The organism is Alphaproteobacteria bacterium (assembly GCA_005883305.1).
In the GTDB taxonomy this organism is placed as follows: domain Bacteria; phylum Pseudomonadota; class Alphaproteobacteria; order Sphingomonadales; family Sphingomonadaceae; genus Allosphingosinicella.
On record VBAC01000002.1, the window covers coordinates 202,434 to 225,498 of the forward strand.

Annotated in this window: 20 protein-coding genes; 6 read left to right on the forward strand and 14 right to left on the reverse strand. The window is 69.3% G+C overall.

Going from position 1 to position 23,065, the window contains the following annotated elements; genetic code table 11:
* Positions 1-21 precede the first annotated feature (21 nt).
* The 6 genes from E6G92_14170 to E6G92_14195 form a co-directional block, all read right to left on the reverse strand.
* Positions 22-1,482, reverse strand: a complete 1,461-nt coding sequence (locus tag E6G92_14170) for a hypothetical protein (GenBank protein ID TMJ17458.1) — start codon at positions 1,480-1,482, stop codon at positions 22-24.
* Complete coding sequence (locus E6G92_14175; protein ID TMJ17459.1) at positions 1,479-3,026, reverse strand: tetratricopeptide repeat protein; 1,548 nt, start codon at positions 3,024-3,026, stop codon at positions 1,479-1,481. Before E6G92_14175 ends, E6G92_14170 begins: the two co-directional genes overlap by 4 nt.
* Positions 3,023-4,897, reverse strand: a complete 1,875-nt coding sequence (locus E6G92_14180; GenBank protein ID TMJ17460.1) for a tetratricopeptide repeat protein — start codon at positions 4,895-4,897, stop codon at positions 3,023-3,025. The genes E6G92_14175 and E6G92_14180 overlap by 4 nt, the downstream gene beginning before the upstream one ends.
* A complete protein-coding gene (locus tag E6G92_14185; GenBank protein TMJ17624.1) occupies positions 4,894-6,375 on the reverse strand; it encodes a tetratricopeptide repeat protein in 1,482 nt (493 codons plus the stop codon). The genes E6G92_14180 and E6G92_14185 overlap by 4 nt, the downstream gene beginning before the upstream one ends.
* 135 nt (positions 6,376-6,510) lie before the next feature.
* Positions 6,511-7,680, reverse strand: a complete 1,170-nt coding sequence (locus tag E6G92_14190) for an aspartyl/asparaginyl beta-hydroxylase domain-containing protein (protein TMJ17625.1) — start codon at positions 7,678-7,680, stop codon at positions 6,511-6,513.
* A 93-nt stretch (positions 7,681-7,773) separates the two neighbouring features.
* Entirely contained in the window at positions 7,774-10,929 is a 3,156-nt protein-coding gene (locus tag E6G92_14195) for a TonB-dependent receptor (GenBank protein ID TMJ17461.1), read from the reverse strand.
* Between the two features lie 247 nt (positions 10,930-11,176).
* Between E6G92_14195 and E6G92_14200 the strand changes: the two genes are divergently transcribed.
* Positions 11,177-11,737 carry a hypothetical protein gene (locus tag E6G92_14200; GenBank protein TMJ17462.1) on the forward strand — a complete coding sequence of 187 codons (561 nt, stop codon included), beginning with the start codon at positions 11,177-11,179 and terminating at the stop codon, positions 11,735-11,737.
* Between the two features lie 157 nt (positions 11,738-11,894).
* Here E6G92_14200 and E6G92_14205 read toward each other — a convergent pair whose 3' ends face one another.
* The 3 genes from E6G92_14205 to E6G92_14215 are packed head-to-tail and all read right to left on the reverse strand — an operon-like array spanning position 11,895 to position 14,306.
* Positions 11,895-12,713: a M23 family metallopeptidase gene (locus tag E6G92_14205; GenBank protein ID TMJ17463.1), complete on the reverse strand. Its 819-nt coding sequence runs from the start codon at positions 12,711-12,713 to the stop codon at positions 11,895-11,897.
* 17 nt (positions 12,714-12,730) lie between these two features.
* A complete protein-coding gene (locus E6G92_14210; protein TMJ17464.1) occupies positions 12,731-12,928 on the reverse strand; it encodes a DUF2093 domain-containing protein in 198 nt (65 codons plus the stop codon).
* A 13-nt stretch (positions 12,929-12,941) separates the two neighbouring features.
* Positions 12,942-14,306 (reverse strand): exodeoxyribonuclease VII large subunit, encoded by a 1,365-nt coding sequence (locus E6G92_14215; protein TMJ17465.1) that lies wholly within the window; start codon positions 14,304-14,306, stop codon positions 12,942-12,944.
* Between E6G92_14215 and purD the strand changes: the two genes are divergently transcribed.
* The 3 genes from purD to E6G92_14230 all read left to right on the forward strand — a co-directional run bounded on the left by purD (position 14,305) and on the right by E6G92_14230 (position 16,690).
* Complete coding sequence (gene purD, locus E6G92_14220; protein ID TMJ17466.1) at positions 14,305-15,573, forward strand: phosphoribosylamine--glycine ligase; 1,269 nt, start codon at positions 14,305-14,307, stop codon at positions 15,571-15,573. The two genes, E6G92_14215 and purD, sit on opposite strands and share 2 nt — an antisense overlap.
* A 33-nt stretch (positions 15,574-15,606) precedes the next feature.
* On the forward strand, positions 15,607-15,957 hold the full coding sequence (locus tag E6G92_14225; GenBank protein ID TMJ17467.1) for a hypothetical protein: 351 nt from the start codon (positions 15,607-15,609) through the stop codon (positions 15,955-15,957).
* A gap of 229 nt (positions 15,958-16,186) precedes the next feature.
* Positions 16,187-16,690, forward strand: a complete 504-nt coding sequence (locus tag E6G92_14230; GenBank protein ID TMJ17468.1) for a hypothetical protein — start codon at positions 16,187-16,189, stop codon at positions 16,688-16,690.
* Between the two features lie 83 nt (positions 16,691-16,773).
* Here the strand turns inward: E6G92_14230 and E6G92_14235 are convergent, their stop codons facing one another.
* From E6G92_14235 to E6G92_14245, 3 genes are all read right to left on the reverse strand, one after another.
* The gene (locus tag E6G92_14235; protein TMJ17469.1) at positions 16,774-18,102 is read right to left on the reverse strand and encodes an HlyC/CorC family transporter; all 1,329 of its coding nucleotides are present in this window, start codon (positions 18,100-18,102) and stop codon (positions 16,774-16,776) included.
* A gap of 62 nt (positions 18,103-18,164) precedes the next feature.
* The gene (locus E6G92_14240) at positions 18,165-18,593 is read right to left on the reverse strand and encodes a nucleoside deaminase (GenBank protein TMJ17470.1); all 429 of its coding nucleotides are present in this window, start codon (positions 18,591-18,593) and stop codon (positions 18,165-18,167) included.
* A gap of 23 nt (positions 18,594-18,616) precedes the next feature.
* Complete coding sequence (locus E6G92_14245) at positions 18,617-18,853, reverse strand: hypothetical protein (protein ID TMJ17471.1); 237 nt, start codon at positions 18,851-18,853, stop codon at positions 18,617-18,619.
* 181 nt (positions 18,854-19,034) lie between these two features.
* On the opposite strand from E6G92_14245, the gene E6G92_14250 reads away from it, so the two are divergent.
* Entirely contained in the window at positions 19,035-19,331 is a 297-nt protein-coding gene (locus E6G92_14250) for a 50S ribosomal protein L28 (GenBank protein TMJ17472.1), read from the forward strand.
* 49 nt (positions 19,332-19,380) lie between these two features.
* Here E6G92_14250 and E6G92_14255 read toward each other — a convergent pair whose 3' ends face one another.
* On the reverse strand, positions 19,381-20,394 hold the full coding sequence (locus E6G92_14255; GenBank protein TMJ17473.1) for an esterase-like activity of phytase family protein: 1,014 nt from the start codon (positions 20,392-20,394) through the stop codon (positions 19,381-19,383).
* 122 nt (positions 20,395-20,516) lie between these two features.
* Between E6G92_14255 and E6G92_14260 the strand changes: the two genes are divergently transcribed.
* Positions 20,517-20,936: a glycine zipper 2TM domain-containing protein gene (locus E6G92_14260; GenBank protein ID TMJ17474.1), complete on the forward strand. Its 420-nt coding sequence runs from the start codon at positions 20,517-20,519 to the stop codon at positions 20,934-20,936.
* Between the two features lie 219 nt (positions 20,937-21,155).
* Here the strand turns inward: E6G92_14260 and cobT are convergent, their stop codons facing one another.
* On the reverse strand, positions 21,156-22,985 hold the full coding sequence (gene cobT, locus E6G92_14265) for a cobaltochelatase subunit CobT (GenBank protein TMJ17475.1): 1,830 nt from the start codon (positions 22,983-22,985) through the stop codon (positions 21,156-21,158).
* Positions 22,986-23,065: the final 80 nt, after the last annotated feature.

Consider the following 23,065-nt stretch of genomic DNA (forward strand, 5'->3'; position numbering starts at 1 on the left):
GGCCTTCGCCGGGGAACATAGCTAGCGCGGCTGCGCCACGTCGAAGGCGATGCTCAGCCGCTCGCCCGCCGGGAACGGCAAGGTCGCGTGCCACATGGTCGAGGGGAACAGCACCAGCCGTCCGGGCTTCGGCTCGACCGACCGAAGCGGCGGCAGATCGAGGCCGAGATCGTGGTGCGGCTGGCCGAGCGTCAGCCAGCCCTCCTGCCCCTGCGCCTTTTCCGGCACCGCGAGGTAGAAGGCCGAGCTCAGCCAGCCTTCCGGGTGGAAATGCGGATCGTGGTGGCCGGCGTCCGTCAGCCGCACCGACCACGAGCCGGAGAAGCGCACCGGCCGGTCGCGGCGCGCCTTGAGCGTCGGATGATCGGGATCGACCGGCGGGAGCTGCGCGATATGGCGCTCGACGGCGCCTTTGAGCAGGCGCCGGGCCGCCTCCAGCTCCGGCTCGATGCGGTTCAGCAAGTGACCCTCGGTCTGGGTGCCGCCGCGGACCGACTGGTGAAGGGGCTCGGCGACCGCCGTGTGGAGCGCTCGGGCGCGTTGCGCGAGACCGTCCGGAAGCTCCAGATCGAGGACCGAGACGAGCCGGTCGTCGCCTTCGAGCCAGGCGGCGCGCGCGGGATCGCTGAGGCGCCAGGCCGCGGACAGATAGGGCGTCACCTCGGGCGCGTCGGTCGCCAGCTTCGGCTCGAGCAAGGCCGCGGCCTGCTCCGGCCGCCCTCGCCGAAGCGCGTTGCGGGCGCGGCGGACGATCAGGTCGACCTCGTCGAAATGGGCGAGCGGCGCGAACAATAGCTCGGCCCGCGCGTGATCGCCGAGCTCGTCGATGCAGATCGCCTCGTTGGCGTCGAAGGTCGGATGGGCGCCGGCCGCCGCGCGGGCGCGGGCGATCGCTTCGAGCGCATCGCCGAAGCGCAGAGCCCGGATCAGGCTGATGATCAGCTCGCGCCAAAGGAAGACGTCGCGCGGACGAAGCCGAAGGGCGCGATCGAACGATTCGGTGATCCGCTTGGTCTCGCCGGCGGTGCAGACCAGTTGCACGCGATAGGCATGACCCTCGAGCCAGCCCGGATCGGCCGCCAGCATGGAATCGAGCCGGACCGCCGCCGCCGCCGGCCCCTGCTCCTGCTGGAGCGCCTCGATCATCCCCAGCCGCGCCGTATCGCGCGGCTCGATAGCGACAGCCCCCTCGTAAAGCGCGAGCGCGGGAAGCCCGGCCTCCAGCGCCACCCGGGCGTAAAGATGGGCGACTCCGAAATCGTCGGGCCAGAGCGAAGCGGCCTGGCGGCACGACGCGACGGCGCTCGCCAGATCGCCCTCGGCGCGCTGGAGCAGCCCGCTGACGTGCCAGAGGCGCGGGTCGCCCGGGTTGAGGGCGCGCGCCGCGTCGAGCGCTTCGAGCGCCGAGCCCTCCCGCCCGGTGCCGAGCGCGGCCATCCCGGCCTGGTAGGCGGCATCGGCATCGGCCGGATCGACGATCATGTGGAATAACCCATTTTCTCGGCCCAGAACGCCAGGATCGGAAGCACCGGCGCCATCTGCGCCCGATACCGTTCCCAGCGCCCGCGCGCCCGTTTGTAGATCGGCTGCGCGACCTGCGCGTAGCTCGGCGTGACGATCGGCCCGCGCTCGGCCGCGGTCGCTTCGTTGTCAAGCACCCGGTCGTTCCAGGGCAGGCCGAGGAACCCGAGGAGCGAGCGCATTTCCGCCCCCTTGTCCTCGACCAGATTCTCGTAGCGGAGCGTGTGAACGTCGAGCGGCAGGATTTCGCAGGCGCGTTCCCAGAAGGCGAGGGCGAGCGCGTAGAGCCGCGCCGAATCGGCGAGGTCGAGGAAGTTGGCCATCGCCGGATTGAGGTCGAAGGGCTGCATGAAGCACGAAAGAACGACGTCGCAGGGGTGTCGCGCGGCGAAGATGAACTTCGCGTCGGGAAAGAGGCGGTGGATGAGCGGCGCGCCGAGCAGGTTGAGCGGCAGCTTGTCGACCACCGTCCGCCCGTCCGCGGGGCCCAGCGCCTCGAAATAAAGGTCGCGCAGCCGCCGAGTCTCGGCCTCGTCCAGCCCGGGCAAGCGGGCGAAGTCGCCGAGCGCCGCTGCCGAACGCTCCAGAAGCGGCACCTCCTCGAGCACGTTCAGCGCCGGATGGCCCATCAGCAGCGTGTCGAGCAAGGTCGTTCCGGAGCGCGGAAAGCCGACGAGAAAGACCGGCGCCGGCCGCTCCCCCGGCGCGACGGGAGTCCAGCGCGCGGCGTAATCCGGCGTCATCATCTCGGCCAGCGCCGCGACATGGGCGCGATAGGCGGCCGCCTGGCTCCGCACCGCCGGATCGGCCGCGCCCGCAAGCGCGTTCATCTCGGCATAGGCCGCGAAGGCGCGTGCTGGATCGCCCGCCTTGTCGGCCAGCCGCCCGATCAACGCCAAGCGCCGCGCCGGAACCTCGTCCGTCGGAATCGCCAGCGCCGCCGCCAGCGCTTCGCCCGCGCGGCCCTCGCGGTCGAGCGCAAGGGCGTTGAGATAGGGCAGGTCCAGCCCCCTCTCCGTCGCCTCGGCGATCAATGCGGGCAGGCGATCGAGCCGGTTGCCGCGCTCGAGCATCTGCCCGCGCTCCAGCCAGGAGGCTTCGTGCGAGGGCGCCCGGCGATAGAGGCTTTCCGCCTCGTCGTAGCGCACCAGAGCGGAAAGGGCCCGTGCGAGATCGAGCAGGACCGGCGAATCGCCCGGAAGATGGCCGGCCGCGGACAGCAAGGCGGCCGCCGCTTCGTCGGCGCGTCCAACCTGGGCCAGCGCCCCGGCGAAGTTGAATCGAACGCCGATCTCGCCGGGCCTCAGAGCCGCCGCCCTGGACAGCGCCGCCAGCGCTCCTTCGACATCCCCGGCGGAACGGCGCGCATTGCCGAGATTGTTCCAGATTTCCCAGTCGTCCGGCGCCGCCGCGACCACCGCCTCGTAGCGCTCCGCCGCCTCGGCATGGCGGCCGAGCGCCTGCAGCCGATAGCCCTCGGCGCGCAACCGACCGATGTCCGTCACAGCCTATAGCCGAGCCGCTCGGCCCAGGGGGCGAGGATCGGCAGCACCGGGGCCATCTGCGCGCGGTAGCGCTCCCAGCGACCGACCGAGCGGGCGTAGAGCGGCTCGGTCACCTGCTTGTAGCTGGCGGTGGCGATATGCGTCCGCTTGGCGGCGGCGGCCTGGTTGTCTAGCACGCGTTCGTCCCAGGGAAGGCCGAGGAAATCGAGCAGCGCACGCATCTCCGTTTCCGGATCGGCGATCAGCCTTTCGTAGCGCAGGCTATGGACGTGGATCGGAAGCAGGCTGCTCGCCCGGGTCCAGGAGTCGAGGACGATGTCGTAGAGCCGGGCCGCCCCTTCCAGCGTGGTGAAGCAGCGCATCGCCCGGTTGAGGGTGAAATTGGACGTGAAGCAGCTCAGCACCGCGTCGCACGGATGGCGCTCGACGAAGACGATCCTGGCCTCGGGGAACAGGCGGTGGATCAGCGCCACGCGCGCCATGTGAAGCGGGAATTTGTCGACGATCGTCTGGCCCGGGGCCGGAGGGGAAAGGGCGCGCAGGCGCTGGAAGTAGAGCGAGCGGAGGCCGTTCGCCTCGGCGTCGGTGAGCGAGGCGAGCCGCGCGTGCCCGCCAAGCGCCGCCTCGACCTCGGCGAGCGGCGGCATCTCTTCCAGCACGTGCAGCTGGGGGAGGTTCATCAGCAGCGTGTCGAGAAGGGTCGTTCCCGAGCGCGGGAAGCCCAGGACGAAGATCGGCGGCGGCGGATCGCGGTCCAGCGCCAGCGCCGGCCAGGAGGCGACCCACTCGGGCGTCAGCAGAGCGGCGTTGGCGCCCACTTCGGCGGCATAATCGGGGCCGAAATCCATCCCGGCCTTGGCGGCGAGCGCAGCCCGGTTCATCTCCGCGAAGGACTCGAAGGCGCGCGCGCTGTCTCCCAGCCGGTCGGCGATCTCGCCAATCAGCTGCGCCTTGCGCATCGGATCGATCGAAAGGGGGGTCGCCTCGGCCAGCGGCAGCGCCTCGGCGAAGCGGCCTTGCCGGCGCAGCGCCCAGGCGCGAAGGAACCCGGCCTCCGCGCCTCCCGGCCCCTGCTTCCCGGCGAGATCGGCGAGCGCGGCCAGATCGTCCGTGCGGTTGAGGCTTTCGAGGAGGATGCCGAGCTCGAGATAGGGGCCGATGTCTTTGGGATCGAGGCGGATCGCCTGGCGGAAAGCGGCTTCCGCCGCCGCGAAATCGCCCGCCGCCGCTTCGGCGAGGCCGAGCTCGCTCTGCACGCGGGGGATTTCGGGGGAAAGGCGCGCCGCTTCGCGCATCAGCGCCCGCCGCTCGTCGACGCGCTCGCCGCGGTCGAGCACGCCCGAAAGATTGAGCACCATCTCGATCATGTCGGGCCGAAGCCGGATCGCTTGCCTCAGCGCCGCGGCCGCGCGCCCCGTGTCGCCGAGCGCCGAGCGAACATTGCCGAGGTTGTTCCAGCTCTCCCAATCGCCGGGCGTGGCGCGGACCACATCCTCGTAGGCGGCGGCGGCTTCGGCGTGCCGGCCCTGCTGCTGCCAGGCATAAGCGGCGATCCGGCGAAGGCGCGGGTCCGCCCCGCCCGCCTCGCAGATCCGCGCCGCCTCCGGCGCATCGCCCGAATCGAGCACGGCCGCCGCGAGATTGCAGCGCGCGGCGGAATCCCCGGGCCGAGCGTCCAGGGCGCGGCGGAAATGCGGGATTGCGCCTTTCGGATCTCCTGCCTGGGCGGCGGCGAGGCCGGCGAAGGCGCTGAGCTCGACATTGCCCGGATCGACGGCGAGCGCGGCCTCTGCCGCCGCGCGCGCCCCTGCGAGGTCGCCGCGGCGGTAGCGCTCGAGCGCCGGGGCGAGGCTTGGCGGTGGCGGGCTCATGCCGGCCTCGCGACGTCGAACGCCACCGTCATCCGCTCGCCGGCCTCGAACGGCACCGTCCCGTGCCACATGGTCGATGGAAAGAGGACCAGCCGCCCCGGCTTCGGCTCCACGTAACGGAACGGCTCGAGGCCCAGCCCGAGCTCGGCTTGAGGCTCGCCGAGCTTCAGCCAGCCGGCATGGCCGTCGCCGGTGGGCGGCAGGGCGACGTAGAAGGCCGAGCTAAGCCAACCGGCCGGGTGGATGTGGTTGGAATGAAAGCCGGCGCCCGGCAGCCGCACCGACCAGGAGCCGGAGAAGCGAACCGGCGCCCGCCTGGCGATCAGGGTCGGGTGCCCCCCGATCGGGGCGGGCAACTGGGCGACGTGCCGCTCCACCGCCGAAACGATCACCGCGCGCAGCGCGCGTATCTCGGGCTCGATCCGGGCGAAAAGAGGGCCGTCGGTCTGGGTGCCGCCGCGCACCGATTGCTCGAGCGGCTGGTGCAGATTGTGGTGAAGGCCACGCAGCCTCTCGGCCAGCGCATCGAGCGACGGAATCCGATCGGCGAGATCGTAGACGCCGACCAGGCGCTCGTCCCCTTCCAGCCATTGCCAGCGCGGATCGCCGGTGAGCCGCCAGGCAGCTGCGACATAGGGCCAGAGGAAATCCGCCTCGGGAACCCCGAGCCAGGGCCGGGCGAAATCGGCCACCTGTTCCGGGCGGCCCGCCCGAAGCAGATGCCGCGCGTAACGCGTTGCCATGGCCACGTGCTGGATCGGGCCCAGAGCTGCGAACAGGACATCGGCCTGCTCGATGTCCCCGGTTTCGGACGCGATGACCGTCTCCAGCGCATCGAACGCCGGATCGGAGCCGGCTGCCGTCCGGGCGCGGACGACCAGGGCGCGCGCCGCGTCGTAATCGCCCTGCTGCATGAGCGTCTCGACCCACTCGCGCCAGATGGCAACCTCCCGCGGCGCCTTTGCCACGGCGGTCGCGAAGCTCGCCGTGAAGGCCTCCGCTTCGCCTCGCAGCCAGCGCAGTCGGCAGAGGGTCTGATGGCCGGGCAACCATCCTGGATGAAGCCTTAGCTGTGCGTCCAGATCGCCTATCGCTGGGTCGATTTCCCCTTCGGCGAGCTGGGCCGCGGCGCGGCCGAGCATCACCGAGCCGTCATTGGGGGCGAGCGCGAGAGCGCGATCGAACAGCATCCGCGACGGCAGGCCGGCTTCGAGCGTGCAGCGCGCCAGGCTGTGGGCTATCAGCGCGTCCGCAGGCGCGAGCGCCGCTGCCCTTTCGAACGCCGCGACGGCCGGTCCCATGTCCTCGAGTTTGCGATGGGCGAGGCCGAGCACCTGCCAGATTCGTGCGTCGCCGGGATGACGCTCCCGCGCCAGTTCGAGCAGCGGCAGCGCCTTTGCCTCCAGGCCCGATTTCACCGCCTTGGCCCCGACGGCGAAAACGGCGTCGGCATCTTCTGGACTGACGCGGCTCAGCATCGCCACCACCTGGCCGGGACCTGCACTCATGCCCGGAGGTGGCCGTGATCGGCCGGAGAAGCCGGCTGGCAAGGAGGGCGGTGAAGGCCGGGCCCGCCCGTCACGACCGCCTCCGGGCATGAGTGCAGGTCCTTTTCACAGGCCCTCCAGCGCATCGGCGGGATCCGACTCGGCGAGGATCGTTGCAACCGCCTCGCGCTCGGCCGACGAAAGATCCGGGTGCCACGTGTCGACGATGAGGATCACTCTAAGGGAATTGCTCGGGTTCATCGCTTCATGCTCGATCGTGTCGTCGAACACCCATGCCTTTCCGGCTTCCCACTCGCGCGTCTCCGCCCCGACCCTGAACCAGCACCCCGCCGGGACGATGAGCGGCAGGTGGCAGACGAGCCTGGTATTGGCGACTCCCGTGTGGGGCGGGATATGCGCCCCTGGCGCCAGCAGGGAGAACATCGCATTCGGGCCGCGCCGCGCTACGTTCGGCTGGGCGAGACCGCCGAGCAGCGCCATCGTCGCCGGGCAATGGCGCGCGTTCGCTTCGATCGTCACGCCGTTCTGGACGAGGTGGATCGCGGTCCAGGCCCGGTTGCGGTTGAGTTCCGCCCACTGTCTTAGCGGGACATCGTCCGGATATTGAACATAGGGGACCAGCTCAGCGAGCTCGGCGGCCATCACCCGTTCGAAATCGCCTCGAATGGACTGGGTCGCCTCCTCGAGCTGGCGGAGCCACGGGAAGAGCCGTCTTTCATGAAATTCGCGCTCCCGAAGGCCCGGATAGTGAAAATGGCTGGGCTCGCTGTGAAACGGGCGGGTCTTTCGCAGCACGTTGGTTTGAAAGCGCTCGAACCGCGCCCGCTCGTCCTCGTCCAGCGCCGCCTCGGCACCCGCGCTCGCGGCGCGAAAGCGCCCGGCGGTTTCGGCGAGATATTCCTCGTGCCGCCGCCGCGCTTCGGCCGTCAGGGCCGCAAGCGGCGCGGGCACCGGATCGGGGGCCTGGGCCAGCGCATGGCCGTACGTCTCTCCGGCCGCGCCGCTCCGGCCCATTCGATCCAGCAGATTCGCCTTGAGCAGCAACGGCATGAAACCGAGCGGATCGACGCGTAGGGCGCCCGACACCGCGTCCAACGCTCCCCCCAGATCCTGTGTCGCGCGGCACATCGCGGCGAGCTTCATCCAAAGGTCGATCCGGCCGGCCTCGACCGTGACCGCTTGCTCGAGCAGGCGCCGGGCGCCGGGCGCATCGCCCCCCTGGGCGGCGCGATCGGCCTGCGCCTCGAGAGCGGCGGCGGATGCTTGTGAATTCAGGCCTTGGTTCACGGGGCGCTTTCTAGCGCGGCTGGCCCGCAAAAGAAAACGGCGGGCCGAAGCCCGCCGTCGAGTTTTTGGAAGTGTCTCGCCTTAGAAGTCGAGAGACACGCCGGCGAAGATGTAGCGGCCGAGCGCGTCGTACACCTGGGTGTAGGCGTTGCCGTTACAGATGCCCGCCGGGCAGGCGTTGCTGCCGACGAGCGGCGGATCGCGGTCGAACAGGTTATTGACGCCCAGGCGGAAGTTGTAGTGGTCGCCGATCCGGGCCGTCAGGGTCAGATCGATGTAGGACTGCGACGGGATCCTGGCATCGGCCGGACGGAGACCGTTGAGCTGCGCCGTGGTCGGCGTGGCGCCGCCGGCGAAGTTCAGCGAGTCGTTCGGGCTCAGCAGGTCCAGATCGACCCCCGAGAAATACCGCCAGCGGGCGCTCAGCCCGATGCCGTCAGGCAGGTTCCAGGTCACGCGGAACTGGTGCCTCCACTCGGGGCTCGGAGTGCCGCACTGCGTGCCGAAATAGCCCGTGCAGTCGTAGGGAGTCGACACGCCGTTGTCGGTGATCAGGCGATCCAGCCAGGTGCCGACGAAGTTGAAGCCGAGACCGCCCCATCCTTCGCTGATCTCCATGCTGTAGCTCGCCTGGATGTCGATGCCGCGGGTCTTCTTCTCACCGATGTTGATCGAAAGATCGCTGACATAGCCATTCGACGTCCTCCACAGCGAGCCGAACTGGTCGCGGTGAACGAGGCCGCAGAAGGTCGGATCGAGTGTGGCGGCGCAGGTCGCGAGGATCGTGTCGGCGCCGACGCCCTGGATGAACGAGTCGACCTGAATGTCGAACCAGTCGACCGACAGAGCGAAGCGCGGCAGGAAGGTCGGCTGGAACACGAATCCGACGGTCCAGGTATCCGCGACTTCCGGATCGAGGTTCGGGTTGCCGCCGATCAGGCCGTTATACTGCGACGCCTGGTTCGGCTGGATGGCGCCGAACTGGGCCGCGGTGACGCCCATCGCCTGGCAGGCGGCCAGGTTGGCACCGCCGGCCACCACGCCGCCGACTACGCCGATGCCCGCGCAGGGATCGGTGCTGCCGTCGAGAACGACGCGCTGGGGAGCGAACAGCTCCTGGATGTTCGGAGCGCGAACGGCGCGGTTGTAGGCGGCGCGGAAACGGATGTCGCGGATCGGCGCCAGGTCGAGGCCGATCTTGTAGGCATCCGTGCTCACGCTGCGGGCACCAAGGCCGTAATCAGAGTAGCGATAGCCGGCCTCGAGCGAGAAGTTGTACAGGAACCCCTCCTCGACGATCGGGATGCGGACCTCGGCGAAGGCTTCCTTGACGTCGAAGCTGCCGTTGACCGGAAGCGTCGGGGCGCCCTGGCCGGCGAGGTCGCTCGACGGAAGCGTCGAGAAGGCCTGGTCGACGAGAAGCTCCAGCGATTCCTTGCGATACTCGAGGCCGAAGGCGACGCCGACGCCGGACTGCGCCCAGGGAAGCTGGATGCCCCAGCCGCCGAGGTTGCCCGTGATCGACGCGTTGGCGACGGTCTCCTGGTTCACGCCGCGCTGCAGGCCCGGGGTCTGCAGGTAGGTGAGAGCCGCGGGATTGACGGCGTTGAGAGCGAAAATGTCCCAGGGAACGCAGCTCGGATCCGATCCGTCCAGGACCGCGCGGCAGATCGGCTGGACGCCGGCCACGCGCGGATCGTCGATGACGTCGAGCGCGAGGCCGAGACGGCGGACCGAGAAGTCGTTCGAGTAGGTCTCGGCGAAGTTCGTTTGACCGAACTGGTAGTACATGTCGTACGACCAGACATCGTCCAGATCGCCGCGCATGCCGGCGACGATGCGGTAGCTGGTGTGCTGCAGGTCGTCGCGGCGGCCGCCGCCTTCGACGTTGCGGCGCAGCGGCTGGAGCACAGCGCGGTTATAGGGCGTGCCGGTGGTCGGATCGATGAACACGGCCGGAGGCGGCACGGGCGCGCCCGGGCCGCGGTTGGCATTGACCGACAGGCCGTCGGCGGCGAGCAGGTTGCCCGGAGCGCAGACGATGGCGCGCTCCTGAGCGGACATCAGCGGGTTGTCGCAGTTGATGTTCAGCGTGTTGCCGAAGTTGCCCGACGGAGCGATCTGGGCGACCGTGCGGTCGTCCATGAACATCACTTCCATGTAGGGCTTCAGCGCTTCGCTGATCTCATAGCTGGCGAAGGCGCCGAGCACGTAGCGCTCGTCGGGGCGCTGATAAAAGTTGGTCGGCGCGAAGTTGTAGGGCGTCGAGCCGGGGATGAAGGTCCGGTTCGGCCCGACCTGGAACGTTCCGGTGTTCGTGAAGAACGTGCCGTTCGCCGAGGTGCCGGAGCCGCCGCAGGTGAAGTCCGTGGTGCCCGCTGCGCCGCCGGTGCCGACGCCGGCGGCGATCTGGCCGGCCGTGCGCGACGTGAGGGCGCAGGAGCTGTAGTCGCGCCGGCCCTGGGTGATCTGGTCGGTGTGACGGTAGCCGGCATAAGCGAGGACGTGGCCGCGGCCGTCGTCGAAGGCCGCGCCGATCGCGAGATTGGCATCCCAGGTGCCGCCGTCGGCGACGTTGCCCGTCGGATAGCCGAACCGCCTGTTCGGAGCGTCGAGAGCGGCGAGGACCGAAGTCCGCGCGCTGTTCTCATGCTGGAAGAAGCTGTACTGCGAATCGACGCGGACGCCGGTGAAATCGGTGTCCATGACGAAGTTGACGACGCCGGAGACGGCGTCCGAGCCGTAGACCGAGGAGGCGCCGCCGGTCAGCACGTCGACGCGCTGGATCATCATCGCGGGGATGAAGTTGATGTCCGCGAACGGAACCGACGGATCGCCCGGGACGAGGCGGCGGCCGTTGATCAGGACGAGGGTGCGGGCCGGGCCGAGGTTGCGAAGATCGAGGGTCGCGGTGCCCGAAGCGCCGTTCGAAACGGTGCTGCTCTGGCCGGCGAAGACCTGCGGCAGCGAGTTGACGAGATCCTCGGCGCGGACCGTGCCGGTCGCGCGGACCTCTTCGCTGTTGACGGCGGTGACGGGGCTGACCGAGGTGAGGTTCGGCTGGCGGATGCGCGAACCGGTGATGGTGATCGCCGGCTCTTCCTGAGCCACGGCTTCGACGGGGCCGGCCTGGGGCTGCTGATCGTTCTGCGCGAACGCGGGCGTTGCAACGCCCGCCGTGCCACAGATGATCGTCGTGGCGAGCAGGTTGCTCAGAAACTGATTCTTGTACCTCATGTCGGTCCCCTTAGATCGGCCGCGGCCGTGATTCGTGCACCGGACAGAATCCGGTGGTGCAGACTGCGTTTAGGGGATGAAACGAATCCGACGCAATCGGGACGGGCTCGGCGTCCCGCCATTTTTGCCCGGCGTGGCAAAATTGCCACAATGCGAAACGCGGCTCCGCGAGGCTTGCGCAACCCCGGCGCCGTCCGCCATACCCTGCTTTCGACAGCCTAACAGACCTGGGAATGGGACCGCCATCATGTCACGCAAGCCGCTCTTGCTCGCCGCCGTCATGCTCGGCCTCGTATCCGCCGCTTACGCGCAGGGCGGCGATCCCGCGCCGCAGGCTAAGCAGAATCAGGCGCGGCCCGAGCTGTTCGAGGCGCTCGTCCGATGCCGTGCGATTTCCGGGGACGCCGAGCGGCTGCGCTGCTTCGACACGGCCTCCGCAGCGCTCGAGCAGGCGGCGGAACGGCGCGAGCTGGTCGTCGTCGATCGCGCCCAGGTCCGCGAAAGCCGGCGCCGGCTGTTCGGCCTCGCTTTGCCGAGCCTGCCGATCTTCGGCGGCGGCGACGACAGCCAGGCGGCGGAGGACGAGGTGACCTCGCTCGAGGGGACCGTGGCCTCGGCCAGCCAGGACAGCCTCGGCCACTGGATGGTCCGCCTCGCCGACGGCAGCCTGTGGGTGCAGACCGACAACCGCCAGCTTGCGCTTCGCCCGCGAAACGGCCAGCCCGTGGTGATCAACCGCGCCGCGCTCGGCTCCTACATGATGCGGGTCAACAACCAGCCGGGCGTCAGGGTGCGCCGCCAGCTCTAGCGCGGAATTCGAGCGGGCCTGCACCTGTTCCCCGGCGAAGGCCGGGGTCCAGGAGCCGGAGGCTTTCCGCAAGGCCTTCGTCCGAAACCCGGCGATCGCCGGGCCTGGGCCCCGGCCTTCGCCGGGGAACGCTGAGGGCGATTAAGCGGATCCGGCCCTAGCGCGGTGCTCCCCCGACCGCTGCGGCCGGATCGATCCGGGCCCCGTTCCAGACCAGGCTCCAGTGGAGGTGCGGCCCCGTCGCCCGGCCGGTCGCCCCGACCGTGCCGATCCGCTCGCCCCGCCGAACCGCCTGGCCGACGCGCACGCTCGCGCTGGACAGATGGAGAAAGGCGCTGCTCAGCCCCATTCCGTGATCGACGATTACCAGATTGCCTTCGAGGCTGAAGCCCGGCGGCGGGGCAAGGGTGACGATCCCGTCCGCCGGCGCCACCACCTCGGCTCCCGCGCCCGCTGCGATGTCGGCGCCGCTATGATAGGCCGCCGGAACCCCGCCCGAATAGATTCGCTGCGACCCGAAGCGCCCGCTGAGGCGCCCGCGCGCGGGCCAGACGAACGCCTGGGACCAGCCCATGCTCGCCGAGCGGCGCTCGCGCGCCGCGCCGATCCGCCGCAGCTCTCCTTCCCTCATGCGCTGAAATTCCGGAGTCGGACCGCCGGCCGGCCGGGCCATGGCGACATGCTGGATCGGCCATGCCCGCGGCGCGACCGCAAGCCGCCGCTCGATCCGCTGGCCATTGGCAAGGCGCGCCTCAAGCAGCGCGGAGGGCGGCGCGTCGCGGTCGAAGCCGAGCAGGAAGCGGCCATCCGGGGCGAGCGGCACATCGCGTCCGTCGAGCGTGAGCGACGCCGCGCCCTGGGGCGCCACGCCGTGAAGCAAGCCGCCCTGGACGGGCGCCCCGTCGATCCGCAGCTGTTGGGGGGCGGCCTGAGCGGATAGCGCAAGCGCGGCGAGGAGGGCGATCAGCGGCCGCACGAAGCGCCGCCCCGCTCTCACCTCTTGCCTTCCGCCTCGAGCGAGGCCTGGGCCGAGGCATAGGCCTCCTGCCGCTCGACGCTCCAATATTTGAGGTCGGCGAGCGGGATCGGCTGGCGCGTGACCGCGCAGAGCACGTGATCGCCAGGGCTCAGCACCCGGAAGGTGCCGGAAAGATAGTGGAGCCGGGCGAGGCGGGCGTTTTGCATCAACATGGCTTGCGTTCCGTTACAGCAGCTTGGGCTGGTCGGCCTTGCCCTTTAGATAAGGCGCGCGCCTCGGCCGCTCAACCGTCCCGGTCTCCACCTCCACCGCGCCGTCCTTGAAGTGAAGCTTCAGCGCCCTCGCCTCGCGTGCAGCCGCTGCATTGACGAGGGTGTGCCCGGAGCGGTCGGTGACCCGCGCGTAGCCGCGCTCGAGCGGCTTTTCGGGATGGGCGAGCTGGGCCACCCGCCAAAGCGAGGCGAGCCTTTCCCGGGCGCGGCGATGGGCGGCCTCGAGCAAGGCTGGCCGAAGCGCCCCGCCGGCGCGGCCGAGCTCGCCGCGCGCGCGGTCGATCCGTCCCTGAAGGCCGCGCGGAAGCCGCTCGGCCAGCTCGTCGAGCCGCTGCTGCTGCGGCGCGAGCAGGCCCGAGCGCTCTGGCCAGTGACGCAGGAGCGCCTGGAGCTGCTCGCCGCCCCGCTCCACCGTCCGCCGCGCGCAGCGCTCGCTGCGGGCGCCGAGTTCGCGCACCGAAGCGAGCAATTCGGCGCGCACCGGCACCGCCATCTCCGCCGCGGCGGTGGGGGTCGGCGCCCGCCGGTCGGCGGCGAAGTCGCACAAGGTGGTGTCGGTCTCGTGCCCCACGGCCGAGATGACCGGGATTTCGGAGCCGGCGACCGCGCGGACGACGACCTCCTCGTTGAATGCCCAGAGGTCCTCGATCGAGCCGCCGCCGCGGGCGACGATGAGCAGGTCCGGCCGCTCGGGAAGCGCGTTGAACCCGGCGATCGCCGCTGCGACCTTCTCCGCCGCGCCGTCGCCCTGGACCGGCACCGGCCAGAGCACGACATGGGTCGGGAAACGGTCCTCGAGCCGGTGGAGAATGTCGCGGATCACCGCCCCGGTCGGCGAGCTGACCACGCCGATCAGGCGCGGAGCGAAGGGAAGCTTCTTCTTGCGCGCCTCGTCGAACAGCCCCTCGGCGGCGAGCGCTCGGCGGCGCTTGTCGAGCAAAGCCATCAGGGCGCCCTGCCCGGCCAGCTCGAGCCGCTCGACGACGATCTGGTAGCGCGAGCGCGCCGGATAGGTGGTGAGCTTTCCGGTCGCGACGACCTCGATCCCGTCCTCCGGCTGGAAGCGAAGAGCGCCCGCCTGGCCGCGCCAGATCACTGCGTCCATGCAAGCCGAATCGTCCTTCAGGGTGAAATAGCAATGGCCCGAAGCGACCCGCTTGAACCCCGAAATCTCTCCGCGCACCCGGACATGGTCGAACGCCCCTTCGACGGTGCGCTTGAGCGAGGCCGACAGCTCGGAGACCGACTGGGCCGGCGCGTTGTCGCCGGGCGCCTCGGTTGCTAGGAGCGCCGCGTCGGTGAAGGGATCGTCGCTCATGAATGTGCTCATCATCGGTTCGGGCGGGCGCGAGCATGCCTTGGCGTGGAAGCTCGCGCAATCGCCGCTGATGGGAACGCTCTACGCGGCCCCCGGCAATCCCGGAATCGCGGAAGTCGCCGAGCTCGTCGCGCTCGATGCCGCCGATCACCGGGCGGTGGTCGATTTCTGCCGCCGCCATGCGATCGGCCTCGCGGTGATCGGACCCGAGGCGCCATTGGTCGACGGGCTCGCCGACAATCTGCGCGCGATGGGCGTCCCGGTCTTCGGCCCGAACAGGATCCCGGCCCAGCTCGAAGGCTCCAAGGGCTTCACCAAGGATCTTTGCGCGAAGCACCATATCCCGACCGCCCGCTATGCCCGCGCGTCCGACCGGCTGGCCGCGGAGGCGGCGCTCGAGGATTTCGGAATGCCGGTGGTGATCAAGGCCGACGGCCTCGCCGCGGGCAAGGGCGTGATCATCGCCGAAAGCGCTGACGAGGCGCTTGCCGCGCTCTCGACGATGTTCGAAGGCGGCTTCGGCGGCGCCGGCGAAGCGGTGGTGGTCGAAGAGTTCATGACCGGCGAGGAGGCGAGCTTCTTCGCGCTGGTCGACGGCGAGACCGTGCTTCCGTTCGGATCGGCCCAGGACCACAAGCGCGTCGGCGACGGCGACACCGGCCCCAATACGGGCGGCATGGGCGCCTACAGCCCGGCCTCGATCCTCACGCCGGCGCTCGAGCGGCAAGTGATGGAGGAGATCGTCCGCCCGACCATCCGAGCGCTGGCCGAGGCCGGCACGCCCTTCTCGGGAATCCTTTACGCCGGGCTGATGCTGACCGAAGGAGGGCCGAAGCTGGTCGAATACAATGTCCGCTTCGGCGATCCGGAATGCCAGGCGCTGATGCTCAGGCTCGAAAACGACCTGCTCGAATTGATGCTCGCCTGCGCGAAGGGCGAGCTGGCCGGGGCCGAGCCGCCACGTTTCTCGGATGACGCCGCGCTGGTCGTGGTGATGGCCGCCAAGGGCTATCCCGAAGCGCCGCGCACCGGCGGAAGGATCGCCGGGCTCGATCAGCCGGCGGCCAGGATCTTCCATGCCGGAACGGCGCTCGACAAGGGCAAGCTGGTCGCCGCTGGCGGACGCGTGCTCGGCGTCGCAGCGCGGGGGCCGACGGTCGCCGAGGCGCAGCGCGCCGCCTATGAAGCGGTGGACGGAATCGATTTTCCCACCGGCTTTTGCCGCCGCGACATCGGCTGGCGCGAAATCGCGCGCAACAAGGGCTGACGCGGGCGGGACGGCGGGCTATTGACGGCCGACATGCCGCGCTACGCCAAATTCCTGATCGGCCTCGCCGCCGCCCTGCTCGCCGGATGGATCGGCCACGGCCCGCTCGGCCAGGGCGAAGCCTTCGTCGGCGCCCTGGACGCGCAAGCCCAGCAGGTCATCCGTCAGGCGGAGCTGCCCAACGTTCGGGCCCGATTCCCGCACGATCCGCTTACCCGCCAGGCAATCCTGAGCGGCGAGGCGAACGAATTTCAGCGCGAGGGGCAAGGCCAGTTCCCCGGCCTCAACGACCGCATTCGAGCGATCCCCGGCGTGTCCGGAGTGCATTGGGACGAAAGCGACTGTTGCGCGAATCCGGAGGCCGCCAATGCCGTTGCTCGCTGAAACCCTGATCCTCGTGGCGATCGCCTATCTGATCGGCGTCGGCATCGGCCGGCTGCTGTTCGGCCGGGCCAAGAAAAATTCGTTCCTGGGAGACTAGGCTCATGCTCGCTCTCGCCCAGTTCAACCTCGTCACCCTTGCCGTCGCGCTGGTGATCGGAATCGCCACCGGCCGCTGGATGTTCGCGCGCCGCGCCGCCCCCGAAGCCAGACCTGAGGATTCGAACCCGTCATGACCTCAAACACCACGATCATCGTCGCCGTCGCAATCCTGGCGGTGCTGATCCTCTCCTTTCTGGTCATGCGCCCGCGCCGCGCGCCGAAGATCGAGCGCAAGCGCGAAGGCGAGCCTTATGTCGCAAGCACGGAGCGGCCCTATATGAAGCCGCCCGCGAAGGAGGGCGCCGGGGTCGCCGACGAGGTCGCCGCCGCCGCCACCGACGTCGCCGACGAGGTGCTCGGAGTCCACACCCGCCCGCAGAACGACGGTCCGGCCGACGATCTCACCCGCCTCAAGGGCGTCGGCCCCAAGTTCGTCGCGCGCTTGGGTGAACTCGGAATCACCCGTTACGACCAGCTCGCCGGCCTGAACGCCAACGAGGCCGCGCATCTGGAAGAGCGGCTCGGACCGTTCCAGGGCCGCCTCGCGCGCGACCGCGTGATCGAGCAGGCCGATCTGCTTGCGCGCGGCGACACGGACCGCTTCGAGGAGAGGTTCGGCAAGCTGGGCGGCTAGACCGCTGTAATCTCAAAGTGAGCCCTCATCGCCGAGTTCGGTCCTTCCTCAGGATGAGCGTGTAAGGCCGGTTCCATTGCACCCTACCCCCGCCGCCCCCGTTTCGCCTCGCTCGCCAGCAATTTGTCGATCTTGCGCCCGTCCATGTCCGATATCTCGAACTGCCAGCCGCGGTAGGTGAAGCGCTCGCCCACCTCGGGCAGGTGCTTGAGCACCGACAGAGCAAAGCCCGCGGCGGTGGCATAGTCGCGGTCGTCGGGCAGGTTGAGGCACAAGGCGTCGGCCATCGCATCGGCCGAGACCGAGCCCGACACCCACCAGCTGCCGTCCTCGCGCTCGACGAGCGGCGGATCGGTGTCGAAGTCGGTCGCCGAAAGGAACTTGCCGGCGAGCGCGTTGAGCAGGTTGCCCGGAGTCACGATCCCTTCGAAATGGCCGTATTCGTCATGGACGAAGGCCATCGGCACCTCGCTGTCGCGAAGCACGGTCATCGCGTCCATCGCGTCGATCTGGTCGGGAACGATCGGCGCCGTCTTCATCAGCGCGCGAAGGTCGATCGCCTGGTCCTTGAGCAGGCACGACACGACGTCGCGCGCCTGGACGACTCCGATCAGCCGGTCGACCGACCCCTCGGCCACCGGGATTCGGTTGTGCGGCGCCTCGATCAGCTTCTGCCGGATGGTCTCCTGCCCCGCGTCGGCGTCGATCCATGAGACTTCGGTGCGCGGGGTCATCACCTCGCGAGTCGGCCGGTCGGCGAGGCGCACGACGCTCGAGATCAAGGCCCGCTCGCTTTCCTCGAGCACGCCCGCCGTCGCCGCCTCGGCCACGACCAGCTGGAGGTCCTCGGCGGTGACGTGATCCTCCGATTCGCGGTTCATCCGAAGGAGGCGGAAGATCAGGCTGCTGGTCTTGTCGAGCAGCCACACGAAGGGCGCGGTCGCACGGCTCAGCCAGCGCATCGGAAGTGCGACGGTGACGGCGATCGGCTCGGGCGAGCGAAGGGCGAATTGCTTGGGCACCAACTCTCCGATCACCAGCGAAGCGTAGGTGGTGACGAAGATGACCAGCGCGAAACCCAGCGTCTGAGCCGTGTCGGGCCTGATCCCGAGCATGGCCAGGCGATCGCCCGTGGGCCCGCCGAGGCTGGCGCCCGAATAAGCGCCGGCGAGGATCCCGATCAGGGTGATTCCGATCTGGACGGTGGACAGGAAGCGTCCCGGGTCGGCGGCGAGATCGAGCGCGGTCTGCGCGCCGCGCCGTCCCGCGCGCGCCATCGCCTTCAGCCGTGTCTTGCGCGACGAAACGATCGCCAGCTCGGACATGGCGAAGACGCCGTTGAGAGCCACCAGGACGAGGATGATGACCACGTCCAGCCAGGGATAGGGTGCGAGCGGAGGGGAAGGCGGCATGGCGTTGCGGCCCTCCTAGCCGCGAAGCTCCGGTCCCGACAAGTTCGGCGGCGCGGACCGCGTCATCGCCGGCCCTTGAAGAAATCGCGCAACAGGCCGGCGGCCTCGTCTTCGCCGATGCCGGGATAGACTTCCGGAACATGGTGACAGGTCGGCTGGGAAAAGAACCGGGCTCCGTGGAGCACGCCGCCGCCCTTGGGATCGGCGGCGCCGAAATAGAGGCGCGAGATTCGCGCCAAAGCGATCGCCCCCGCGCACATCGCGCAGGGCTCCAGTGTTACCCACAGGTCGCAGCCGTCGAGCCGGCAGTCGCCGATCGCCTGCGCCGCCGCGCGGATCGCGACGATCTCGGCATGAGCCGTGGGGTCGTTCGAATCGCGCATTCGGTTGCGGCCGACGGCGAGCACTTCGCCGGCGCGAATCACCACCGCGCCGACCGGAACCTCGCCGTCCTGGGCCGCCGCCCTCGCCTCGCCGAGCGCGAGGCGCATTCCATCGGGCAGTGGGAAGGCCGTTATTGCGCGTTTTCCTGTCCGTTGGTCACGGCGACGTTCGGCACTTCGACCTGGCGCGTCTCGGTGCGGACCACAGGAACCTGCACGTTGGTGGTGGTCGTTCCGACCGCGACCGACTTGGCGTCGATCGACACGGAGCCGTCCGCGTGGCGATTGAGATTGATATAGCCGGTCCAGATCAGCGCCATGACGAGCACGACGACGAAGGCGATGAGCAGAAGGAGCGTGCGCAGCATAGGGGACCTCGCGGGGTTCGACGTTTCCAGGTGAACGAGGGGATGGCAGATTGGTTGCCTTCCCGCAACGATCCCCGGAGCCCGGCGGGGGCGCTCGCGGTTGACGAACGGCCCCGGTGCGGCTATCCGCGCCCGGTTTCCGGTTGGCCTCGAAGGCCGCCCATTCCAGGAAGAGATTGAAATGTCGCGTATTTGCGAACTGACCGGCAAGGGCCGGCTGGTGGGTAACAACGTTTCCCACGCCAACAACAAGACCAAGCGCACGTTCCTGCCCAATCTGCAGAACGTGACGTTGATCTCCGACACGCTCGAGCGCGGCGTCAAGCTGCGCGTCTCGATGAGCGGCCTCCGCTCGGTCGAGCATGTCGGCGGCCTCGACAATTGGCTGCTCAAGACGAACGACGACAAGCTCAGCCTGAACGTCCGCCGTCTGAAGCGCGAGATCGTCAAGAAGCAGTCGGAAGCCGCGGCGGCCTAACACTTCCCGAGTCATCCCGACGAAAGTCGGGGATGACTCCTCATTGCGCTCATTCGACTAGGGCGAACTTCAGCAGCAGCGTCTGCTGCAGCGGGAAGAAATTGTCGTCGGAGGCGATCCACAGGATCGTCCGGCCGTTCTCGACCGTCACGCTGAGCGCCTCCATATTGTCGACCGTCAAGGGCGGGCGAAGCGTCGCGATCTCGCGCCCCTCTATGGTCCCTCCGGCGCGAAGGCCCGTCAGGTCGGCAACGCTGAGCACCGCCGAAACGCCCTCGAACAAGGCGAATCGCCGGTTGAGCAGCAGCAGGCGCCCGTCGGGCAGCAGGGCGGCGTCGGTGATCCGGTAGCCGGGCACGCGGACGTAGCGGAGCCGGGCTGAGCGGGTCGCGGGGTCGGACGGATCGCCCTCGAACAGCACCGCCTCGCTGGTCCTCTCCGCTCCGCTGGATCCTTCCGCGAAGACGAGGAATCGCCCGCCGGCGAGGCGCACCATCGCCTCAGGGCCGGCATTGGCCAGCCAGCGGCGCATCGGTGGCGGGCGCGCCGCGCTCGCTGCCCGAAGGTCCGATCGCCGGTAGCGCCAGATCATGTTGTGCTTCTCGAACCCAACCCACAGCCAGGGTCCATGGAGGACCAGCGATTCGGTGTCGCGGTTGGATTTGCGCGTCGCGGGCCCCGGGCCGCTTGGAAGCGGAAGCAGGCGGACGGGCTCGCGGACGGCGCCGCTGGGCACTGCGAACAGCATGATCGTCCCGGCGTCGCCGAGCGCGGTCACTCGCCCGCTCGACACCTGCATCGCCGAGATCGAGCCGAAGCGCGGCGAATCGCTGGTCAGCGCCCACCCCCCCAGATAGTCGAGCGCCCCGACGCGGCGGCGGGCGGGATCGCCGGCGTCGAGCGGGACGGGCATGGCCGTGAGCTCGGCGAGCGCCGGGCCGGGCGGAGGTGCGGGAGGCGGCCGGGCGATGAACGTCGCGAGCATCAGGAAGGCGGCGAGCACGAACGCGATCCGCTTCGGCCGCGACAGCCAGATCTGTTCAGGAAAACTCCGAAGAATCATGAACGATTCCTGACGGGCGCATTCAGTCGAGGCTCAAGCGAATCGCTGCATAAGAGCGTCATGTCGCTGGCCGGATTGGTTTTTTTCTGCCTGCCGGCCGCAAAGACAGAGGAGTTGGAACCATGTTCAAGAAGATCGCCATTTCCGCCGCCGTCGCCGCCTCGGCCCTGACGGTGATGCCCGCCGCTGCCGAAGCCCAGAGCTACGGCTATTACAACCAGGGCTATGGCTACAATGGGCGCTACGTCGATCCGCGCTACGCCCAGCGCTACAACCAGCGTTATTACAACGGCTACAACCCCTACAATTCCTATAACGGCCGGACCTACTACCAGGGCCGCTACAACTACAATTACGGCTATCGCTGCAACAACGGCTCGACCGGAACGATCATCGGCGCCATCGCCGGCGGTCTGCTCGGCAGCCAGGTCGCCGGCCGCGGCGACCGCGCGATCGGCGCGATCGTCGGCGGCGCCGCCGGCGCCCTCGCCGGCCGCGAGATCGATCGCAGCAGCGGCAACGGCTACAACTGCCGCTACTAAATCCCGAACGCCTCGAAGGAGTGTCGAGGACGGGCCGGTCGCCTTTCGGGCGGCCGGCCCTTGCTTTTATGCGATTCGATGCGATCGGTCCCGCATTCTTCTCGCTCATCCTGAGGAGCCGTTGAGCTTGTCGAAACGGCGTCTCGAAGGACGGTCCTTCGAGACGGGCCTTCGTCAGGCTCAGTCCCTCCTCAGGATAAGCGGATAATTGCGGACGCCCTATTCCTTGTCGAACAGCCCCGCCAGCTGCTCGACCATCGTTCCGCCGAGTTGCTCGGCGTCCATGATCGTCACTGCCCGCTGATAGTAGCGGGTGACGTCGTGGCCGATGCCGATGGCGATCAGCTCGACCGGCGATCGCGCCTCGATCCAGCCGATCACCTGGCGCAGGTGCCGCTCGAGATAGGTGCCGCTGTTCACGCTGAGCGTCGAATCGTCGACCGGGGCGCCGTCCGAGATGACCATCAATATCTTGCGCTCCTCGACCCGGCCGATCAGCCGGTTGTGCGCCCATAACAAAGCCTCGCCGTCGATATTCTCCTTGAGCAGCCCCTCGCGCATCATAAGGCCGAGGCTCTTGCGCGCCCGCCGCCATGGCTCGTCAGCCTGCTTGTAGATGATGTGCCTGAGGTCGTTGAGCCTGCCCGGCTGCGGCGGCCGGCCGTCGGCGAGCCATTTCTCGCGCGATTGGCCGCCCTTCCACGCCCGCGTCGTGAAGCCGAGGATCTCGACCTTCACGCCGCAGCGCTCGAGCGTCCGGGCGAGGATGTCGGCGCTGATCGCGGCGATCGAGATCGGCCGCCCGCGCATCGAGCCCGAATTGTCGAGCAGCAGGCTGACGACCGTGTCGCGGAACTCGGTCTCACGCTCGACCTTGTAGGACAGCGACTGGGCCGGATTGACGATCACCCTGGCGAGCCGCGCGACGTCGAGCAGCCCCTCTTCCTGATCGAAATCCCATGAGCGCGACTGCTGGGCCATCAGCCGCCGCTGAAGCCGGTTGGCGAGCTTGGTCACCGCGCTCTGGAGGTGGACGAGCTGCTGGTCGAGATAGGAGCGCAGCCGCCCGAGCTCCTCCTCGTCGCACAATTCGGCGGCGACGACCTCCTCGTCATATTGCTCGGTGAACACCCGGTAGTCGAATTTCGGCGGCAGATCGGAGACGGGCCGGTTCGGACGGACCGGGAGCATCCCCTCCTCGCCCTCCTCGCCGAGCGCGTCGGCCGATTCGCCCATCTCCTCTTCCGACCAGTCCTGCTCGCTGCTCTCGTCTCCTTCCTGCTCGGCTTCCCCACGGATCTCGGCCTCGCCGCGGCCGCTGCCCTCATCCTCCTGGTCGCTTTCGTCGTCCCGGGCGCCCTCGGCTTCGTCGTCGCCCTCGCCTTCGTCGGCCGAGTCGGGATCGAGATCGGCGTCGGCCTCGCCCTCGATCAGATCGAGGTCGCGCAGCAGCTTGGTCGCAAGCGCGGCGAAGGCCTGCTGGTCGTCGATGGCGAGGCCGAGCGCGTCGAGGTCGGCCCCGGCTTTTTCCTCGATCCACTCGGCGACGAAGGCGATCCCCTCGCGCGCGGCCTCGGGCGGCGCCTCGCCCGTCAGCCGCTCGCGCGCGATCAGCCCGAGCGCGGAGCCCAGGGGCACCTCCTCCCGGCTGCGCGCCCGGACCAGCGGGTCGGTGCGCAGGCGCAGCTCGGCGAGGTGGCCGAGGTTCGCGCGCACCCCGGCCATGCCACGGGCGCCGAGCGCCTCGACCCGCGCCTGCTCGACCGCGTCGAACACCGATCGCGCCACCTCGTCCCCGGGCGCGTGGCGCGCATGCATCCGCTCATTGTGGTGCCGCAGCCGCAGCGCCGCAGCGTCGGCGAAGCCCCGCGCCTCCGCCGCCTCGCGCGCGCCGATCGTCCGCCCCGGCATCGGCGCCTTGACGCTCTTGCCGCTGATTCCGGGAACGTCGCTGGTGAAGCCGAGCTCGACCTCGGAATCCCGCGCCATCGCCCGAGTCGCCCCGGCAAGCGCCTGGCGGAAGGATTCGAGCGGATTGTCCTCGGCCACCTACCCTCTCCCATTTAGGGAGAGGGGGGGACCCATTGCGCCAGCAATGGGGGGGTGAGGGCAAGAGCGGGCGAAGTTCG

Coding starts and splice junctions, on each gene's coding strand:
- E6G92_14170 (TMJ17458.1), bottom strand. CDS start 1,482: ATGATCGTCGATCCGGCCGATGCCGATGCCGCCTACCAGGCCGGGATG.
- E6G92_14180 (TMJ17460.1), bottom strand. CDS start 4,897: ATGAGCCCGCCACCGCCAAGCCTCGCCCCGGCGCTCGAGCGCTACCGC.
- E6G92_14185 (TMJ17624.1), bottom strand. CDS start 6,375: ATGCTGAGCCGCGTCAGTCCAGAAGATGCCGACGCCGTTTTCGCCGTC.
- E6G92_14195 (TMJ17461.1), bottom strand. CDS start 10,929: ATGAGGTACAAGAATCAGTTTCTGAGCAACCTGCTCGCCACGACGATC.
- E6G92_14200 (TMJ17462.1), top strand. CDS start 11,177: ATGTCACGCAAGCCGCTCTTGCTCGCCGCCGTCATGCTCGGCCTCGTA.
- E6G92_14210 (TMJ17464.1), bottom strand. CDS start 12,928: ATGTTGATGCAAAACGCCCGCCTCGCCCGGCTCCACTATCTTTCCGGC.
- purD (TMJ17466.1), top strand. CDS start 14,305: ATGAATGTGCTCATCATCGGTTCGGGCGGGCGCGAGCATGCCTTGGCG.
- E6G92_14215 (TMJ17465.1), bottom strand. CDS start 14,306: ATGAGCGACGATCCCTTCACCGACGCGGCGCTCCTAGCAACCGAGGCG.
- E6G92_14225 (TMJ17467.1), top strand. CDS start 15,607: ATGCCGCGCTACGCCAAATTCCTGATCGGCCTCGCCGCCGCCCTGCTC.
- E6G92_14230 (TMJ17468.1), top strand. CDS start 16,187: ATGACCTCAAACACCACGATCATCGTCGCCGTCGCAATCCTGGCGGTG.
- E6G92_14235 (TMJ17469.1), bottom strand. CDS start 18,102: ATGCCGCCTTCCCCTCCGCTCGCACCCTATCCCTGGCTGGACGTGGTC.
- E6G92_14240 (TMJ17470.1), bottom strand. CDS start 18,593: ATGCGCCTCGCGCTCGGCGAGGCGAGGGCGGCGGCCCAGGACGGCGAG.
- E6G92_14245 (TMJ17471.1), bottom strand. CDS start 18,853: ATGCTGCGCACGCTCCTTCTGCTCATCGCCTTCGTCGTCGTGCTCGTC.
- E6G92_14250 (TMJ17472.1), top strand. CDS start 19,035: ATGTCGCGTATTTGCGAACTGACCGGCAAGGGCCGGCTGGTGGGTAAC.
- E6G92_14255 (TMJ17473.1), bottom strand. CDS start 20,394: ATGATTCTTCGGAGTTTTCCTGAACAGATCTGGCTGTCGCGGCCGAAG.
- E6G92_14260 (TMJ17474.1), top strand. CDS start 20,517: ATGTTCAAGAAGATCGCCATTTCCGCCGCCGTCGCCGCCTCGGCCCTG.